Genomic DNA, 17,967 nt, shown 5'->3' on the forward strand with positions numbered 1-17,967 from the left:
AGTTCCCCTTTCCTTACAACACGCCTGCAAACGTTAAGATCGAGCGTACGCCTACAAACGATAAACCGATGAATACGAGTGCTGCCACGTAAGACATCGCCCGTTGAGATGCTGGTGACTGTGTGATTCCCCACGTGATGCAGAACGTCCAAAGTCCGTTCGCCAAGTGGAACGTCGTTGCCAAGATCCCGACGATGTAGAACGCGAGCATGAATCCGTTATCGACGATGTTCTGCATCATGCTTGCATCGACTGGTGTTCCCATCGCAGCGGCAATCCGTGTTTCCCAAACGTGCCATGTGATGAACACGACGAGGAATACTCCGCTGAACCGCTGCAGTACATACATCCAGTTCCGGAAGTATGTATAACGTCCTGTGTTCGCAGAACCAGTGAATGCGATGTATACACCGTAGACACCATGCAAGATGATCGGAATGAAGATGACAAAGATCTCTAAGAACAATCGATACGGAACATTCCCCACGAATTCCGCGGCCTTATTGAAGTCTTCCTCACCACGTACGATGAAGTAGTTCGTCGTTAAGTGCGAAAGTAAAAATAACCCGATTGGAATGACGCCGAGCAGTGAGTGTATTTTACGACTCACGAAATCACGATGATTCGCCATCCAAATCCCCCCTTTTGTTTGCCAATCAACCGTTGGCGCATTTTGGTAGAAAAGCGCTTTCATAAGGAAATTCGTCTTTTCATCACTTATTCTACTCCTGTCCTTTTTAGAAGACAACCCGAGCCGTTGCATTTAACTGCAAATTTTTTTAGGAAAACAATGACCGACAAGAATCATCTCGGTATAATGGTTCTCAGATAGGAGTGAATCATGATGGACGCTACACCAAATCAAACACCACTTTTCGGTATCGAATTGATCCGAGATTATGTGCTGACCGATCTTTTAGGATCGGATTATCGGCAAGTCATCTACTGGGCAGGCAAGCGTTTGGCTCGTCAATTCCCTGTCGTCGACGAATCCGAGTTATCCTCGTTCTTCGAACAAGCAGGTTGGGGAATTCTTGAGGTCAAGAAACAGAAAGGTACTGTCATTTCGTATATTCTTTCTCCTCCTGAAACGACGAGAGACGAACGTCCACAAGGTTATTTCCAACTCGAAGCAGGTTTTCTCGCTGAGCAACATTCGCGCTTTAACGCGTGTGTCGCGGAAGGGTACGCTGAAGTGAACAAGGAACTCATCCAGATTACGGTCCAGATCGACCCAAAAGATCCACTTGACCCAATCGGTTGATTTTTTACATATGACCAAACAGGAATCTTTGTTTCTCACATCGAAAAAGAACTTGAAACCTTTTGCATTAAGTGCTCGTAAAATCATTCGTACACAAATCGCGAGGAGGAACTTCACATGTTCAAAAAATTAGCAGCCGATTTAACAGGATTCAGTGATATCGGACAAGTCATTCACCCTGATGATTTCGACAAGGCAGCCGCTGACGATTACGTCTTACACGAAGACGGCGAAAAAATCTATTTCTTGATCAAATCTAAGTCTGACGAGTATTGCTTTACGAACTTGGCCTTGATTCATCTCGATGGTGAGAGTGCCGTCAGTTCAAAACGCGTCCTGTATCGCTATCCGTACGCGCACTATCCGATTCGTCACGTCATGTTCGAAACGGCTGGAACGGTCGATTTGGATGTTGAAATCAAATTCGAAATTGGTGGGAAACATTATTCGATCGATGTCGATAAGAAACAACTCGAACATGTGAAAGATCTTTATAAAACACTTCTTGCTATCGCTGAAAAACAATATGAAGGGCAAAAAATGCTTGAGTTCGCTAACAGTTCGCTGAATCATTCGGTCACGATTCTCGGTGGTCTTCGCCAAGGTGATATGAACGTACCGCAAACATTCAAGGAACTGTCTGAACAATCCTTCGAGTGGCTTCAAGGTCACTACCATCAATGGAACCAGCGCGACTTCGGTTCATACTACGAGAAGTACATCAATAACTAATTGCTTAAAAATGCCGCCCTCTTCTTGAGGACGGCATTTTTTCATTCTTCGTTCGCTTGACTTAAATATTCAGCAACGGTTTCTGCTAGTTTCACAGGCAACCCTGCTTCCGCCAACTGTTCGATCGTCGCTCGACGTAGACTACGCATCGATCCGAAATGGCGGATCAACTGTTGGCGTCGTTTCGGACCGACTCCTGGTATCTCGTCAAGCAGGGAACGGGTCATTCCTTTAGAACGGAGTGAACGGTGGAATGTGATGGCAAACCGGTGAACTTCATCTTGCATACGTTGAAGGAGATAAAACGCACTCGAACGAGGACTGAGTTCGATCAATTGCGCACCTTCTCCAAATAACAATTGACTCGTTCGGTGTTTGTCATCTTTTTTTAATGAACCGACCGGCAGGGATAAGCCGAGTTCATCTTGAATGACTTCTAAAGCAGCATTCAACTGTCCGACTCCTCCGTCAATTAAGACGAGGTCCGGAAGGCGCGCTCCTTCAAGTAACAACCGACGATACCGCCGACGAACGATCTCCCGCATCGATTCATAGTCGTCCGGTCCTTGGACCGTCCGAATCTTGAACTTCCGGTATTCTTTCTTAAGCGGTTTACCATCTTCAAAGACGACGAGAGCCGAAACGGCATCCGCACCTTGAATGTTCGCGTTATCGATGATCTCGATCCGTGACAGTGGATGAACGTCGATCGCATCGGCGAGCTCTTCAACCGCTTGAACGGTCCGTTTCTCATCTTTTGCTAACAATTCGAAGCGTTCAGAAATCGCATTTTCAGCATTTTTCGTCGCTAAATCAAGTAATTTCCGTTTCGATCCTCGGACCGGAACGTGAATTTTGATCGAGAGCGCCTCTTTGAGTAGAAGTTGATTGACGAGTGGTGGTACGTACAATTCACTCGGCTTAATGTTCTTTTCGTAGAACTGGACGATGAAACTTTCCAGTTCCTCGGCTGGCGTACCATAGATCGGGAAGAGCGAGACATCGCGCTCAATCATCTTTCCTCCGCGGAGGAAGAACACTTGGACACACATCCAGCCTTTATCAACGTGAATCCCGAAGACATCACGCGACGTCAAATCTGCTGTGATCATATTTTGTTTGTTCATGATCGACTCAATCGCTCGTACTTGGTCACGTAATTCTCCAGCACGTTCGAATTCCATCGTCTCGGCAGCTTCCGCCATCTTGTGCTTCAAGCTCTCGACAAGTTCCTTCGTGTCACCCGACAAGAAGCGTCGGATTTCCGATACGAGTGCCTTTTGTTCCGATTCAAGATTTGGGATTTCACATGGACCGAGACATTGACCAATATGATAATACAGACAGAGTTTCTTCGGCATCGGCTGACATTTACGTAACGGATATAAACGATCTAATAGACGTTTTGTCTCATTCGCCGCATACGCATTCGGATAAGGACCGAAGTAATGACCGCCGTCTTTTTTTAGCTTACGCGTCGTAATCAATCGTGGATAAGTCTCATTCGTAATTTTCAAGTACGGATAAGATTTATCGTCCTTCAACATGATATTGTATTTCGGATCATGCTTTTTGATCAGTGTCATCTCAAGCAATAATGCTTCTAGTTCACTCGCTGTGATGATGTATTCGAAGTCACGGACTTCCGCGACGAGACGTTCCGTCTTAATATCATGTGCTCCTGTGAAATAGGAGCGGACACGATTCTTTAAATTTTTTGCTTTTCCGACATAAATGACTTCACCGAATTCGTTCTTGTGAAGATAACATCCCGGCTCATCAGGCAAAAGGGATAACTTTGCTTTGATATGTTCTTGATGTCCCAAATAAATGTCTCCTTTCACCGTTTTTAGTTTTATTCGTTCGGGTAAATACCATACATTGATTATGACATACGGAGGATGAAAAATGCGTACATATGATTGCATTGTGATTGGAACAGGTTCTGCTGGAAATCAAGCGGCTTATAAATTCATCGAAAAAGGACTACGTGTTGCCATCGTTGAGAACTTCACTCCAGGTGGTACATGCGCACAGCGTGGATGTGATGCAAAAAAAATCTTATTAACGGGTAGTGAGACGAAAGACGCTGTCGAGCGCTTGCTTGGATACGGTGTCAAAGGATTGGTTTCGATTGATTGGCGCCAATTGATGGAGCGAAAGAATGAGTACACACGTGCGATTCCTGAGCAAACACGAAAACGGTACGCGGAAACGGATATCGACTATTTCCATGGAGAACCTCATTTCGTGTCTTCACATCGTCTTCGAATTGGTGAAGAAGAAATCGAAGGAAAACAGTTTTTAATCGCAACTGGATTGCGTCCTCGCGAATTATCTGTACCCGGTAGCGAACGTTTCATAACAAGTAATGAGTTTCTTGAACTGAAAGAACTTCCCCGGCGACTCGTTTGTGTCGGTGGTGGTTATATCTCGTTTGAGTTCGCACATCTCGCACGAATTGCAGGTGCAGAAGTCACGATCGTCTTACGTTCCGCCCCTCTAAAACAATTCGAAAGTGAATTGGTCGATGTCTTACTCGATGCGACGCAAGCCCTCGGTATTTCGATCATCAAAGAAGCAGAGGTCGTCGCTTATGAAGAGGACTCACTTCGTTTGTCTAACGGTGACGTGTTGAAGACCGACGTCGTCTTGAACGCGACTGGACGTGTCGCGAGCATCGACCAGCTTGGTCTTGAAGCAATTGGCGTTGCGCATAATGAAAAAGGCATTCACGTCAATGAATATCTCCAATCTTCTGTAGAACATATCTACGCCGCAGGAGACGTTGCCGTCAGCGGGAATCCTGCATTAACACCGTTTGCTGGAACCGAAGGACGGCTCGCTGCCGATAACATGCTCGAAGGAAACAATCGGAAACTGGAGCTACTTCCGGTACCGAGTGTCGTGTTCACCGCTCCGAACCTTGCCCTCGTCGGCGAGACAGAAGTCGCTTTGAAAAAAGCCGGTATTCCGTACCGTGGTCGATTGATTGATACGTCTTCTTGGCAAACAAATGCACGGATCAAAGACAGTTTTGCTCGAGCGAAAGTGCTTGTTGGGGAAGACGATCAAGTGCTCGGTGCACACTTCATCGGTGTACATGCAGCGGAACTAGCAAACTACTTCTCGTTTGCCATGCAGCACCGAATTCCGAGTACTTCGATGCAACAGACAGGATTCGCTTATCCGACACCCGCTTCAGACATCGCTTCGTTATTTGAAGACTGATAGGAGGTTTCTTAATGATTCAATATGGCTATACGATTCTTTATAGTGAGGATCCTTCCCAGACGCTGACGTTTTATCGAGACATTCTTGGTTTACCTGTCAAAGCGGAGCATGGTAGCTACATCGAGTTCGAGACCGGTCAGACGACACTCGCTTTCAATACACGTAAAGACGTACAACAGTTGATTCCGGATTACGTGATTCCAAGCGGAAAGACGCCTCAGACGTTAGAGATCGGTTTTGTCACGGATGATGTCCCTACTCTTTTTCAAAAAGTCGCAGAGGCGGGATACGAGACCGTACTCGCTCCTGTTGAAAAACCATGGGGGCAAATCGTGGCGTATGTTCTTGATCCTGATGGTCACCTGATTGAACTTTGCACACCAATGTAATAAAAAAATGGACCGCTCTGCCTATGCAGAACGGTCCATTTTGATATGCAGAAAAGAATTAGTTAGAAGTTTCAACGAATTCTTTAAGTGCGTCTTTCGGCATGAAGCCCATTGTTTTGTTGACAGGTTGTCCATCTTTGAAGAGAACGAGTGTCGGGATACTTTGTACTTGGAATGCTCCAGCTACTTCTGGGTTTGCATCCACGTCAACTTTGACGATTTTTACATCTTGCATGTCAGCATCGAGTTCTTCAAGAACAGGTGCGAGCATACGACATGGTCCACACCATGTTGCCCAAAAATCAACAAGGACGAGTCCTTCTTGTGTTTCTTCTTTAAATGATTGGCTAGTTGCGTGTACGATTGCCATTGATCATAACCTCCTAATGAGTAGATCAACCCGGTAAAAAAAATGGGTGATCTCTTTATTGATTCGAGTATATCATAGCAGTCTCTTCCAACAAACGAAACTGCTCACGCGAAAAATCCGCAAAAACAACCGGCACCATGATGATGGCACCGGTGTTCAAACTCATCCGTGAACGAGCATTTTTTTGAATTCAGCTGTCAATAAGGGAACGACGTCGAACAAATCACCAACGATGCCGTAGTCAGCAATCGAGAAGATATTCGCTTCTGGGTCTTTATTAATCGCGACAATTACTTTTGCATTCGACATCCCTGCTAAGTGTTGAATCGCACCTGAGATCCCACAAGCGATGTAAAGATCTGGTGTGACGACTTTACCCGTCTGACCAATTTGAAGCGCATAGTCACAGTAATCCGCATCACAGGCACCACGTGAAGCACCGACTGCTCCTCCGAGGACATCTGCTAACTCTTGTAATGGCGCGAATCCGTCTGAGCTCTTGACACCACGTCCACCTGCGACGATGACTTTTGCTTCAGATAAATCAACGCCGCCTGTTGCTTTGCGTACGATGTCTGAGACGATTGTCCGTAAATCCTTCAGTTCGACCGTAACCGATTCAACCGTCCCTTGGGAACTACCTGCTTCAAGCGGATCGATGTTGTTCGGACGAACCGTAAAGAGTGTTTTGCCCTCTGCGACTTTGACTTTTTCAAATGCTTTACCCGAGTAGATCGGGCGAATGAATGACGCGTCCGCGCCTTCCCCTTCAATCGAAGTCACGTCACTAATCAGACCAGCCTGTAGTTTTGCTGCAATCTTCGGTGATAAATCCTTGCCGAGCGATGTATGACCAAAGACGAGTACGTCGGGTGACGTCCGGTTCATCAACTCGAGGAAGACTTGTCCATAACCATCTGGCGTGTAATGCAATAGGCGTTCATCTTCAACGACGAGGACTTGATCTGCTCCGCGTGACGCTAATGCTTCCGCATCCTTTGCTACATCGTGTCCAATCAGGACCGCAATGACTTCATCTGCGACACGTCGCGCTGCTGCGATTGCCTCAAACGATACATTCCGTAAACTGCCATCCCGTGATTCTGCGAGTACTAATGCTTTTGTCATTCGTTTCTCCCCCTTAGACCACTTTTGCTTCGTTACGTAGTAATGATGCGAGCTGTGCGACTTGCTCGTTCAGTTCACCTTCGAGAATCTTACCGGCTGCTTTATTCGGTGGTAAGAAACGTTCAATCGTCTCTAGACGTGGTACGAGTTCGTCTTCATCGAGTTCTAAATCATCGAGTTCGAGTTCTTCAAGCGGCTTCTTCTTCGCTTTCATGATCCCTGGAAGACTTGGATAACGTGGCTCGTTTAATCCTTGCTGCGCAGTCACGAGTAACGGAAGCGTCGTTTCAATCGTTTCTGTGTCCCCTTCAGCGTCTCGTGTCACGACAGCCTTCGTACCGTCGAGCTCTAGTTTCGTGATCGTCGTCACGTAAGGAATATCAAGCAATTCTGCGACACGAGGTGCCACTTGACCACTTCCGCCGTCAACTGCGACGTTTCCGGCGATGACGAGATCAACCATTTGTTCCTTCAAATAACCAGCGAGTACTTCAGAAATCGTGAAATGATCTGCTTCTTCAATGTCATCTTCGATCGAGATACGAACGGCTTGGTCTGCTCCCATTGCGAGTGCTGTTCGTAATTCCTTGTCCGCATCTTCCGGTCCGACCGTCACGACCGTCACCGTTCCCCCTTGTGCATCACGGACACGGATTGCTTCTTCTACAGCATACTCATCGTATGGATTAATGATGAACTCTGCGCCATCCTCATCGATTTGACCATTCTCGAGTTGGATTGCTTCTTCCGTATCGAATGTGCGTTTCAACAGTACATAGATTTCCATCTCATGCTCCCCCTTGTCGTCTATTCACCATCATTCTTTGTATCCGCTTACATGATTGTTGTCATGAAAAGGGCTTAACTCAGCCCTTTGATCAACATCCGATGAATCCCGTCACGCGTCTCAAGCAACTCATATTTGAAGCCACTTGCCATCCAGCTCGTCACGACCTCATCGATCGTTCCGAAAATCATCTGACGTGCCAATCGATAATCGAGTTCGTTTGAAAACTCACCTGTCGTCATCCCGTGCTTAACGACCCGATCAATCAGATGCAAATAAGGTTTCAAGACAGCAGCGATGTTTTGGCGCATCTCTTGGTTAGATTGACGTAACTCAATCTGCGTGACGACTGCTAAATCATAGTCGACGGATAATTGCTCGAGGTGCGCCTCGATCAATGCCGCTAACTGTTCCGTCGCTGACGTATGATTCGCGATTTGTCCTTCGGAATATTCGATGAAGCTCCCCATTTTCGCTTGGAAGAGCGAAATCAAGAGGTGTTCTTTATTCTTGAAGTACAGATAGATCGTTCCATCCGCAACACCGGCTTCTTTTGCGATGGCAGTCACCTTCGCTCCATGGTAGCCGTTTTTAGCGATAACTTTTACTGCGGCATCAATGATGCGGTCACTCTTTGATATTGTTCGTTTCATTCCACTATCTCCTAACGAATAAAATGAATGATGGTTCATTCATATTTATTCTATCATGCCATTTTGTCCTGTCAACTGCTTTCTTCGAGTTGTTTGGCACGCTCTTCTTCGACGAGAACACGACGGAGAATCTTACCGACGAACGTTTTCGGTAACTCTTGGCGGAATTCATACTGCTTTGGTACTTTGAATGAAGCCAACTGTTTTCGACAGAATTGGTCGAGCTCTTCTTCCGTGACCGTCATCTCATCCTTGACGACGATGAACGCCTTGACGGTCTCTCCACGATAAACATCGGGGACACCGATGACGACAGCTTCTTTGACTGCTGGATGCTCATACAGGATTTCTTCGACTTCTCGTGGGTAAATGTTGAACCCGGAAGCAATGATTAAGTCTTTTTTTCGATCGACGATCCGGAAGTAATGATCCTCACCAATATAGCCAAGGTCTCCCGTATGCAACCAACCGTTTCGTAAAACAGCTTGTGTGTCTTCTGGTCGCTTCCAGTATCCTTTCATGACTTGCGGTCCCGTCACGATGATTTCGCCGATTTCACCTGGTGCAGCCGGCGTCTCACCATCTGCTTGGACAATTTTTGCTTGCGTATCAGGTACAGGAATGCCGACCGTTCCAGGAATTCGGCGGTCCCAGATGCAGTTCGTATGCGTGACCGGGCTTGTTTCAGACAGACCGTAGCCTTCAACGATTCGTCCCCCCGTCAACGCTTCGAATTTTTCCTGCACTTCGACTGGAAGTGGAGCTGAACCAGAAATACAAGCTTCGATCGAAGAAAGATCATATTTCTTCAGCTTCGGATGATTCAATAAACCAACATACATCGTCGGAGCACCTGGGAACAGATTCGGTTTTTCTTTATGAATCGTCTTCAGTACTTGTTCGATGTCGAATTTTGGAACGATGATCTGTTCATACGCATTAAAAATACCAAAGTTGAGATTACACGTCATCCCGTAGACATGGAAATACGGAACGACTGCTAACAGCTTTCGTCCATCTCCTCGATTGTATTTATAGAACCATTTATCGATCTGTTCAACGTTCGCACTCAAATTGAAGTGCGTCAACATGACACCTTTTGGAGCACCTGTCGTTCCACCCGTATATTGGAGAACAGCCACATCTTCTTTCGGTTGAATCGCGACTGGTTTAATTGGTTCATAACCACGTAGTGATAAGAATGGAATCGAACCTGTCGTATCGATGATGATGTTGTTATCTTTCCGTGCTTTAATGGGATACAGTTTATTTTTAGGGAAGGGAAGGTAATCCGCAATACTTGTCGTCACGACCGTCTTCAGTGCCGTCGCCGTCTTGACGCGGGATGCTTTTGGATAAAGTAGATCGAGTGTCACGAGCATGTGCGCCCCTGAGTCAACAAGAATCTGTTCGAGTTCGCGGTCCGTATAGAGCGGGTTCACTTGGACGACGATTCCCCCTGCATAGAGGACAGCATAATAACTGATCATATACTGGGGACAGTTCGGTAACATCAGTCCGACACGATCTCCCTTTTTAAGTCCCTGCTCCTGTAGCAAACTCCCGAAAGCACGCGCTTCATCGCGTACTTCACGAAATGTCATACGTTTTCCTAAGAAACTCAAGGCACGTTGTTCCGGAAAATCAGTTGCTGCCTCATCAAGCGCTTGATAAAGCGGTACTTCTCGATAATCAATCGATGCGGGTACTTGCTCTGGATAATCAGATAACCAAACGGATTCCATACGTTTCCCTCCCTGATAATGAATTACTATTCATTTTCATTATACGTTGATTTCAATTCGACATGCCAGTAAAATCCAAAAAAAGAAATCGAATTTGCTTGTTTTTTTAATTCTTTCAATCCGAATTCAAGATACAAAAAACAGTATTCGCCCTTCTCGTTTTCGAAAGAGGACGAATACTGTTTTTGATCATGATTTAACGGGATGGATACGTAAATCCTTCCCCGATGACTTCCCGTACTTTGTGAATGACGACGAAGGCACGTGGATCTGCTGCTTCAACGATCTGTTTCAAAGGTGCGAGTTGTCGTTTATCGACGATCATATATAACATGTCATTCTTTTGTTTCGTGAAATGACCATGGCTATGGATGACTGTTGCGCTACGACCAAGTGTCTCTGTTAGAATCGTCGCAATCTCTTCTTGGCGATGGCTAATGATTGTGACCGCTTCACGGACGTTCAATCCTTCGCTGACGAGATCAATCAAGTACGAGCCGATGATGATGGCAATCAACGTGTACAGCATCGTCTCTTCTCCAAATAGGAATCCTGATGCACCTACGACTGCAACATCGATGATGAACATCGAGACCGCGATACTCAGATTCAGATACTTATTCATGAGTCGAGCGATGATAACGCCCCCACCCGTCGTTCCTCCAGCTCGAATGACGAGACCAATCCCAACACCAATCAGAATTCCCGCATAGACGGTACCAATTAAACGGCTGTCAGATGATGTCGCTAGACTTGCTGTTGAGGAGAGGACAAACGACGTGACCGCGACTGAGATGACAGAATAGAGCATCGTCTTCCGGCTGAGGAATCGATAACCGACGATGAACAGCAAGGCGTTCGCAATCAGTGACACAAGTCCTGTATCCCATCCATACAGATAGTAGAAAATGACCGTGATCCCGATCAATCCACCTTCTGATAAGTCATTTGGAATCGTAAAGTAGTTGATCCCAAAAGCGAGAATCGCCGATCCGACGACGACCCAAAAAATATCCTTCCAAGAGATCAGTTGCATCGCTTCAAAAGCACGGCGTCTTGTTTCTGCCGTTGTTGTTTTTCGTACGTTCATATGCGTTCCTCCTTTTTTGATTAGGCGTGGCTCAATAAAAATTCCGTACTGAAACGATGTCAGTACGGAATGATCACACGGTAAGACCGGTTCTTTTAATTAAATACAATCCAGAGGATACCGACGACCAAAAAGGCGATCGAAACCCCGAACATGATTTTCGCTAAACGTTCTAACACGGATTCACCCCACTAACGCTGATCCGATGACGTAGGACATGCCGATCGATAAGGCACATGAAATGATGCCGACAGCAATGTTGCCTTTCTCGATTTCACGGTCTACCGGCAAATTCGGTGTCAGGAATTCAAAGATCCAGTATGTCGATATCAATAATAAGAAACCAAAGGCACTTTCAAGAAATATCGACCCGACCCGTTCTTCCCCCTGAACAGCGAAATGAACGATATTGGCGAGACCGATGATTTTTCCACCTGTTGCTAACGCAACGGCGATGTTGCCACTCTTGATATGTTCCCAGTTTTTATACCGGGTTGTCAACTCAAAAAGTGCAAGTCCTAAAATGATCAGTAATCCTGCGACCGAATAGAGCGCTGTCGTATAGACATAGACGTTCTCAAAAATGTTCATCTTACTTTCCTCATTTCAGTTCGATGATCGTCACACCATGTCCGCCTTCACCTTGTCCACCTAAGCGATGACCTTTGACGTGACGATGACCTTTCAAGAATTCTTGGACACCTTGACGCATGGCTCCCGTACCAAGACCATGAATGACACGAATGTGGTCGTAGTTCGATAGCAAGGCTTGGTCCATGAAACGCTCAAGCTTCGACAGCCCTTCTTCGACACGTACTCCACGCAAATCGAGTTCAGCTGAAGGTGCAGATTGTTTCGTGATACTTGTTCCACCAGAACGCCCTTTTGTTTGCGGACGTTTTGGTGTACTGCCGATCTTCGCGAGATCTTCCGGCTTGACGTTCACCTTCATGATCCCGACTTGAACCGTATACTCTCCGTTTGCCTGTTGGTTAATGATATAGCCTTTTTGATTGAAGGTCGTGACTTTGACTTCTTCCCCTTTATCAAAGCGTGGCGTTTGGTCGTATTTCGCTTTTACTTTCGCAATTCGCTTCTCTTGCAAGCTTGGTTTCGCATCTTCAAGTTTTTTACGTGCTTCGATCAATTCGTGTTCTTTGACGGCACCGGCATCACGTAATTCCTTCAAGCGCTTAATGACACCTTCTGCTTCTTTTTGCGCCCGTTCGACAGCACGTGCTGCTTTTTCTTCTGCTTTTGCCAAAATCTCATTCTTCTCTTCCTGGATCTCGGCTTGTTCTTGCTCGAATTGCTCACGCTCTGCAACGAGACGTTTCTTCTCTTCTAGTAACTGAGCCTCTAACGTTTCAGCACGTTGTTTCGCTTCTTCCAATCGTTCAATCATCGTCTCGACGGACTGTGCATCACTACCGATTTGACCGCGTGCTGCGTCGATAATCCGGTCTTCGAGTCCGAGGCGTTTTGAAATCTCAAACGCATTCGATCGTCCAGGTACACCGATGAGTAAACGGTACGTCGGACTAAGTGATTCGACATCGAATTCCATCGACGCGTTGACGACGCCTTCTCGGTTGTAGCCGTATGCTTTTAACTCCGAATAGTGTGTCGTCGCTGCAACGCGTGCTCCGCGGCGCTTGACTTCATCAAGAATCGCGATTGCTAAAGCAGCACCCTCTGTCGGGTCGGTTCCGGCACCTAACTCATCAAACAGGACCAAACTCATAAAATCGATTTTTTCCATCATCGAGACGATATTCGTCATGTGCGAACTAAATGTCGATAAGTTTTGTTCAATCGACTGTTCATCCCCGATATCAGCATAAATCGCATCAAAGACACTGAGCTCTGTCTCATCTGCTGCCGGCACATATAGTCCTGATTGCACCATCAACTGTAGAAGACCGATTGTTTTGAGTGTAACTGTCTTACCACCGGTGTTTGGACCGGTGATGACGAGTGATGTAAAATCACCACCAAGCGATACGGTAATCGGTACGACTTCCTCTTTCGGAATGAACGGATGTCGTGCTTCCTTGAGAATGATATGGCGATTTTCGTTCAAGCGCGGTTCGACAGCACCAATCTGATGACCGTATAACGCTTTCGCCATGATGAAATCGAGTTCTGCTAGCACATCAAGATTGATGCGAAGTGAATCACCGACACTACCGACAAGTGCTGAAAGTTGGGCGAGAATTCGTTCGATTTCAGCTCGTTCTTTCAAACGCGCTTCTTGGATCTCGTTGTTTGCAGAAACGACAGCTTGCGGTTCGATGAATAACGTTGCACCGGACGCCGACTGATCGTGGACGATTCCCCCAAAGGCTTGACGGTACTCTTGTTTGACCGGTACACAATACCGATCATTTCGCATCGTCACGATCGCGTCAGACAACATTTTCGCTTTACTGCGTAAGACGTTATCGATTTTTGAACGGACTTGTCCTTCGAGCGAGCGCAACTGACTTCGTAACGCTCGTAATTTATCACTTGCCGAATCTTGGACCGTTCCCTGATCATCAATCGCATGACGGATGCCTTGTTCGATTTCAACGAGCTTTGTGATTTGCTCGATTCGACTATCAAGGCGTGGTAATCGTAGGTCTGCATGATCCTCGTGTAGCCGCTCTTGGAACGCTTTCACTTGACGTCCAGAATAGACGACGTCTGCGACGGATAATAATTCACTTGTTGAAAGGACAGAGCCAATCTCTGCCCGCTTGACCTCACTCCGGACATCTGTCAATCCACCAAACGGATAACGGTCACGCAAACGATAGACTGTTGTTGCTTCTGTCGTGACGGCTAACAATTCCTTGACCTGCTCGAACTCTTCCGCAGGACGCATCGCTCGAACGAACTGTGCACCAAGTGAGCTTGCCGTGAAAGCGAGCATGTTTTCTTTTAGCTTTTCATATTCTAATACGCGTAATGCGTTGGCATTCATTTAATCCACTCCTAAACGTTTTCGACCGAAGAATGCAAGTGCCTCTTCGGCACTCCACGTATTGATGACATCAGACGCCTCCAAATAGGCTTTACGTGCATGAAGGACACCAAGTTTCATATCTTCTAACATTTCTGGTCGGTGTGTATCCGTATTGATCAAAATCTTTACTCCGGCAGCCTTCGCTTTCGCAAGGGAACTTGCCGTCAAATCGAATCGTGCTGGGTTTGCGTTCATCTCAAGTGCTGTTCCTGTCTCTGCTGCTAATTCGATCAATCGATCGACGTTGACGGCATAACCTTCACGTCTACCGATGATTCGTCCCGTCGGATGGGCAATGAGAGAGACGTATGGATTACGACAAGCATTCTCGAGTCGTTGCATGATTTCTTCTTCTGTCTGATCAAACTTCGAGTGGATCGAGGCAATGACATAATCCATCTCTTTTAAGAATTCATCTTCGTAATCGAGCGATCCATCGGGCAAGATATCCATCTCGACACCACATAAAATCGTCATCTCAGGATGCTTCGCTCGCGCTGCTTCAATCTCGACGCGTTGCGCACGCAAGCGCTCCTCCGTCAATCCATTGACGAACTTCATGTACTTACTGTGATCCGTGATTGCCATCCACGTATATCCTCGTGCTGCACATGCATCGACCAATTCTTCGACAGACAAGGTACCATCTGACCACATCGTATGCATATGAACATCGGCCTCAATGTCTTGTTCAATCAAGAGTTTTGATATATCCTGTTCAAACTCCTGCCGCCCCGCCCGTAATTCCGGTGCGATGAACGGTAAGTCGTACCGTGCAAACAATTCTTCTTCCGTCTTTGGCTGCACTAAACCGTTCTTTGTCTCGACACCATATTCAGAAATACTCTCTCCTCGTTCTTTAGCGAGTTGACGCATCCGAACATTATGATCCTTTGAACCCGTGAAATGATGTAAGGTTGACGCGTACGCCGCGTCATCCACGATTCGGAAATCAATCGCGATATAATGGACGTCTCGTTTTAAGACGAGTGACACTTTCGTACTACCGGCAGCAATGACTTCATCAATCAACGATAGTTCAAGAAGTTGCTCCTTGATCCGTTCCGGTTCGTTCGTCGAGAGGATGAAATCAAGATCCTTACATGTTTCTTCTGCTCGTCGGAAACTTCCGCCGACTTCGAAGCGGATGACTTCGTCAAACGAGGCAAGTGTCTGATTTAATTCAGCAACGACCTTTCGCATGACACCATATGGCAGGCGCTCCGGTCGTGTTTCAAATGTTTCGAGCGCTTTAACGTATTTCTCGACCGTCTTCTTGCCAAATCCAGGCATCGCTTCGACTGTACCATCGGCTAATTTCTCTGCAAAGGAATCCGCATCAATGACACCGACTTCATGCAGTTTAGCAAGTTTCTTACCACCAAGCCCCGGAATCTTTAGTAAGGCAATTAGCCCTTCTGGCACTTCTTGTTCAAGTTCCGTCAAAGCAGTACTCGTTCCGGTTTGTCGGTATTCTTCAAGTACGGCAGCTGTGCCCTTACCGATCCCCTTCATCGCCGTGAAATCTTCGATCGCCATGAAGTCTGCATCAGACGCTTCGAGGATACTTGCCGCTTTTCGAAAAGCATTGATTTTAAATGGATTTTCCCCTTTGACCTCTAGGTAGACGGATATCCGTTCCAAGTGACGCATCGCATCTTGAATCGTACGCATCTGCAATTCTCCCCTCAAAAAAAGCTCCCATTTAACGGGAGCATGTTTATTTTATCAATCCAACTTTGTCCATCAACCAATTCGCAAGGAGCGGTGTATGCTGGATGATGAAGCTTGCCAAACTCGAGTCCGCGATCGCATCCTGTATCGACTGGATCGGAACGAATGCTGCTAGGAACAAGAGTAAGAAGATGAAGATGTACATCTCGATGAAGCCGAAGACGCCGCCTAATAACCCTTTAACTTGTTTTAAAATCGGCACGTTCGTCAACGAATCAAACATCGACAACAAGATCGCTAAGATGATTTTTGTACCGAAGAACAGGACAATGAACCAAAAGGCTTTGTAGAACACCTCATCGAGTCGTGCTGAACTTGGAATCGAAAACATCGTCAAGTTGATTCCCGCATCATCTAGTGTTGACGGATACGGCACCCACAAACGGAATTTCGTCGCTAGTTCCTCATAGAACGACAAGGCGACGATGAAGGAAATGATCAGGCTGAGCAAATGCCCGGCCTGCAATACGACTCCCCGTCGGACGCCGGTCATGACACCTAAGGCGAGAAGTAATAAGATAACAAAAGAAATCATAGTTTATAGTTCACCCAAATTCTTTTTTATTTTTACGTAATCACTACCAATATTAAGCGCCGCTAGGACGGCGATTTGACGAACGTCGAGTTGTGGTGCTTGTTCTCGGATTTCTCGAATTTTCGTATCCACGAGGAGACCCACTTCGCGTACGTGTTCTGGCGACTCCGTTCCGACAATCGTATAATCATTGCCTGCGATATGAATCGTCGTCCGGTTCAACCCTTCTGAATCAGCCATTTTTCTGTCCTCCTCATACTTTGCTTCTTTCATATAGTACCATCATTTTCGTTTTAGGAAAAGAAGTCCCCCATCGGTCTTAAGGATGGTATGCTTAATCCCGGAAAGGGAGGTTATCTCGTGGGAACTACCGTTTTACGCTTATCTAAAGAAAAGCAAGACCTCGTCATAGAAGAGTTTAAACAAGGACAAACGAAGAGTCCACCCTATGCGCGATTTGCCGCCAAAGTACCTGGATGTGTCATCACGATTTATAATTCTGGAAAAGTGATGTTTCAAGGAACACAAGCAGAAGCAATCGCCGCACGTTTTGGTACGGCTACACCGACGAAATCAAAAGAACCCGTTGTATCCACGTTACCAGATGGTTTTGCTGAATGGTCTGTCGCCGGTAGCGACGAAGTAGGCAAAGGTGACTTCTTCGGTCCCCTCGTCGTCGTCGCTTCCTTCGTTGATCGCAAGCACATCGCACTACTTCGTGAACTTGGTGTTCGTGATTCAAAGCACCTGAACGATACCGAGATTCGGCGGATTGCTCGCGATCTTCATGCGGTCATTCCATATACGTATCGTGTCTTACACAATCCAGAATACAATCAGATGCAACAGACGATGACACAAGGAAAGATGACTGCACTGATGCATAATGATGTCTTGCAACGTCTCCTTGACCAATTGGAGACTCAACCAGAAGCGATCCTAATCGATCAGTTCGCTGAAAAGAGCGTTTACTATAAACACTTATCTGGTATCGAAAGTCCTGTTCGAGAAAACGTCTACTTCTCGACTAAAGCGGAACAACTCCATGTCGCAGTTGCTGCTTCCTCGATCATCGCTCGTGCGATTTTTCTAAAGGAAATGGATAAACTAAGCGAGACAACAGGTATCGTGATTCCTAAAGGTGCAGGAGCTAAAGTTGATCAAGTCGCTGCTTCGCTCATTTTACGTCATGGTGCTGACAAACTTCGCAACTGGACAAAGGCGCATTTTGCCAATACGAAAAAGGCACAACAATTAGCTACGAAGCGAAACCGACCATGACCCTTGCGGAATGGT

Annotated in this window: 18 protein-coding genes; 5 read left to right on the top strand and 13 right to left on the bottom strand. The window is 46.4% G+C overall.

Annotated features, from left to right (window positions below; translation table 11 throughout):
- Positions 1-13: 13 nt before the first annotated feature.
- Positions 14-631 (bottom strand): succinate dehydrogenase cytochrome b558 subunit, encoded by a 618-nt coding sequence (locus K6T22_RS12105; RefSeq protein ID WP_029342294.1) that lies wholly within the window; start codon positions 629-631, stop codon positions 14-16.
- Positions 632-841: 210 nt separating this feature from the next.
- On the opposite strand from K6T22_RS12105, the gene K6T22_RS12110 reads away from it, so the two are divergent.
- Together K6T22_RS12110 and K6T22_RS12115 are read left to right on the top strand one after the other, a co-directional pair.
- Complete coding sequence (locus tag K6T22_RS12110) at positions 842-1,264, top strand: DUF2507 domain-containing protein (protein WP_238237480.1); 423 nt, start codon at positions 842-844, stop codon at positions 1,262-1,264.
- Between the two features lie 117 nt (positions 1,265-1,381).
- The gene (locus K6T22_RS12115) at positions 1,382-1,996 is read left to right on the top strand and encodes a PH domain-containing protein (protein WP_023468990.1); all 615 of its coding nucleotides are present in this window, start codon (positions 1,382-1,384) and stop codon (positions 1,994-1,996) included.
- Positions 1,997-2,037: 41 nt separating this feature from the next.
- Here K6T22_RS12115 and uvrC read toward each other — a convergent pair whose 3' ends face one another.
- Positions 2,038-3,822 (bottom strand): excinuclease ABC subunit UvrC, encoded by a 1,785-nt coding sequence (uvrC, locus tag K6T22_RS12120; RefSeq protein WP_238237484.1) that lies wholly within the window; start codon positions 3,820-3,822, stop codon positions 2,038-2,040.
- 82 nt (positions 3,823-3,904) lie between these two features.
- Here uvrC and K6T22_RS12125 point away from each other — a divergent pair, with 82 nt between their 5' ends.
- The gene (locus tag K6T22_RS12125; RefSeq protein WP_238237485.1) at positions 3,905-5,227 is read left to right on the top strand and encodes a dihydrolipoyl dehydrogenase family protein; all 1,323 of its coding nucleotides are present in this window, start codon (positions 3,905-3,907) and stop codon (positions 5,225-5,227) included.
- Positions 5,228-5,241: 14 nt separating this feature from the next.
- Positions 5,242-5,619, top strand: a complete 378-nt coding sequence (locus K6T22_RS12130) for a VOC family protein (protein ID WP_238237486.1) — start codon at positions 5,242-5,244, stop codon at positions 5,617-5,619.
- Between the two features lie 58 nt (positions 5,620-5,677).
- Here the strand turns inward: K6T22_RS12130 and trxA are convergent, their stop codons facing one another.
- The 11 genes from trxA to zapA all read right to left on the bottom strand — a co-directional run bounded on the left by trxA (position 5,678) and on the right by zapA (position 16,911).
- Complete coding sequence (gene trxA / locus K6T22_RS12135; protein ID WP_023468994.1) at positions 5,678-5,989, bottom strand: thioredoxin; 312 nt, start codon at positions 5,987-5,989, stop codon at positions 5,678-5,680.
- Positions 5,990-6,151: 162 nt separating this feature from the next.
- The gene (locus K6T22_RS12140) at positions 6,152-7,117 is read right to left on the bottom strand and encodes an electron transfer flavoprotein subunit alpha/FixB family protein (protein WP_238237487.1); all 966 of its coding nucleotides are present in this window, start codon (positions 7,115-7,117) and stop codon (positions 6,152-6,154) included.
- 13 nt (positions 7,118-7,130) lie between these two features.
- Positions 7,131-7,904 carry an electron transfer flavoprotein subunit beta/FixA family protein gene (locus K6T22_RS12145; RefSeq protein ID WP_238237488.1) on the bottom strand — a complete coding sequence of 258 codons (774 nt, stop codon included), beginning with the start codon at positions 7,902-7,904 and terminating at the stop codon, positions 7,131-7,133.
- 74 nt (positions 7,905-7,978) lie between these two features.
- Positions 7,979-8,557: a fatty acid metabolism transcriptional regulator FadR gene (locus tag K6T22_RS12150; RefSeq protein ID WP_238237489.1), complete on the bottom strand. Its 579-nt coding sequence runs from the start codon at positions 8,555-8,557 to the stop codon at positions 7,979-7,981.
- A gap of 71 nt (positions 8,558-8,628) precedes the next feature.
- Positions 8,629-10,302: an AMP-binding protein gene (locus K6T22_RS12155; RefSeq protein WP_238237490.1), complete on the bottom strand. Its 1,674-nt coding sequence runs from the start codon at positions 10,300-10,302 to the stop codon at positions 8,629-8,631.
- A gap of 196 nt (positions 10,303-10,498) precedes the next feature.
- Complete coding sequence (locus K6T22_RS12160; RefSeq protein ID WP_238237491.1) at positions 10,499-11,392, bottom strand: YitT family protein; 894 nt, start codon at positions 11,390-11,392, stop codon at positions 10,499-10,501.
- Positions 11,393-11,575: 183 nt separating this feature from the next.
- The gene (locus K6T22_RS12165; protein WP_238237492.1) at positions 11,576-11,983 is read right to left on the bottom strand and encodes a DUF350 domain-containing protein; all 408 of its coding nucleotides are present in this window, start codon (positions 11,981-11,983) and stop codon (positions 11,576-11,578) included.
- Positions 11,984-11,993: 10 nt separating this feature from the next.
- The gene (locus tag K6T22_RS12170) at positions 11,994-14,360 is read right to left on the bottom strand and encodes an endonuclease MutS2 (protein WP_238237493.1); all 2,367 of its coding nucleotides are present in this window, start codon (positions 14,358-14,360) and stop codon (positions 11,994-11,996) included.
- Entirely contained in the window at positions 14,361-16,076 is a 1,716-nt protein-coding gene (gene polX / locus K6T22_RS12175; RefSeq protein WP_238237494.1) for a DNA polymerase/3'-5' exonuclease PolX, read from the bottom strand. It abuts the gene before it with no gap.
- Positions 16,077-16,122: 46 nt separating this feature from the next.
- Positions 16,123-16,671, bottom strand: a complete 549-nt coding sequence (locus tag K6T22_RS12180) for a CvpA family protein (protein WP_238237497.1) — start codon at positions 16,669-16,671, stop codon at positions 16,123-16,125.
- A 3-nt stretch (positions 16,672-16,674) separates the two neighbouring features.
- Positions 16,675-16,911, bottom strand: coding sequence for a cell division protein ZapA (gene zapA, locus K6T22_RS12185; protein WP_029342308.1), 237 nt, complete (start codon positions 16,909-16,911; stop codon positions 16,675-16,677).
- A gap of 120 nt (positions 16,912-17,031) precedes the next feature.
- On the opposite strand from zapA, the gene rnhC reads away from it, so the two are divergent.
- On the top strand, positions 17,032-17,952 hold the full coding sequence (rnhC, locus tag K6T22_RS12190) for a ribonuclease HIII (RefSeq protein ID WP_238237499.1): 921 nt from the start codon (positions 17,032-17,034) through the stop codon (positions 17,950-17,952).
- Positions 17,953-17,967: the final 15 nt, after the last annotated feature.

The sequence above is a fragment of the Exiguobacterium acetylicum genome, assembly GCF_022170825.1.
GTDB classification, from domain to species: Bacteria; Bacillota; Bacilli; order Exiguobacteriales; family Exiguobacteriaceae; genus Exiguobacterium_A; species Exiguobacterium_A acetylicum_B.

Coding starts and splice junctions, on each gene's coding strand:
- K6T22_RS12150 (WP_238237489.1), bottom strand. CDS start 8,557: ATGAAACGAACAATATCAAAGAGTGACCGCATCATTGATGCCGCAGTA.
- K6T22_RS12130 (WP_238237486.1), top strand. CDS start 5,242: ATGATTCAATATGGCTATACGATTCTTTATAGTGAGGATCCTTCCCAG.
- K6T22_RS12155 (WP_238237490.1), bottom strand. CDS start 10,302: ATGGAATCCGTTTGGTTATCTGATTATCCAGAGCAAGTACCCGCATCG.
- K6T22_RS12110 (WP_238237480.1), top strand. CDS start 842: ATGATGGACGCTACACCAAATCAAACACCACTTTTCGGTATCGAATTG.
- K6T22_RS12180 (WP_238237497.1), bottom strand. CDS start 16,671: ATGATTTCTTTTGTTATCTTATTACTTCTCGCCTTAGGTGTCATGACC.
- K6T22_RS12160 (WP_238237491.1), bottom strand. CDS start 11,392: ATGAACGTACGAAAAACAACAACGGCAGAAACAAGACGCCGTGCTTTT.
- K6T22_RS12125 (WP_238237485.1), top strand. CDS start 3,905: ATGCGTACATATGATTGCATTGTGATTGGAACAGGTTCTGCTGGAAAT.
- K6T22_RS12140 (WP_238237487.1), bottom strand. CDS start 7,117: ATGACAAAAGCATTAGTACTCGCAGAATCACGGGATGGCAGTTTACGG.
- K6T22_RS12165 (WP_238237492.1), bottom strand. CDS start 11,983: ATGAACATTTTTGAGAACGTCTATGTCTATACGACAGCGCTCTATTCG.
- zapA (WP_029342308.1), bottom strand. CDS start 16,911: ATGGCTGATTCAGAAGGGTTGAACCGGACGACGATTCATATCGCAGGC.
- K6T22_RS12170 (WP_238237493.1), bottom strand. CDS start 14,360: ATGAATGCCAACGCATTACGCGTATTAGAATATGAAAAGCTAAAAGAA.
- K6T22_RS12105 (WP_029342294.1), bottom strand. CDS start 631: ATGGCGAATCATCGTGATTTCGTGAGTCGTAAAATACACTCACTGCTC.
- polX (WP_238237494.1), bottom strand. CDS start 16,076: ATGCGTACGATTCAAGATGCGATGCGTCACTTGGAACGGATATCCGTC.
- trxA (WP_023468994.1), bottom strand. CDS start 5,989: ATGGCAATCGTACACGCAACTAGCCAATCATTTAAAGAAGAAACACAA.
- K6T22_RS12145 (WP_238237488.1), bottom strand. CDS start 7,904: ATGGAAATCTATGTACTGTTGAAACGCACATTCGATACGGAAGAAGCA.
- K6T22_RS12115 (WP_023468990.1), top strand. CDS start 1,382: ATGTTCAAAAAATTAGCAGCCGATTTAACAGGATTCAGTGATATCGGA.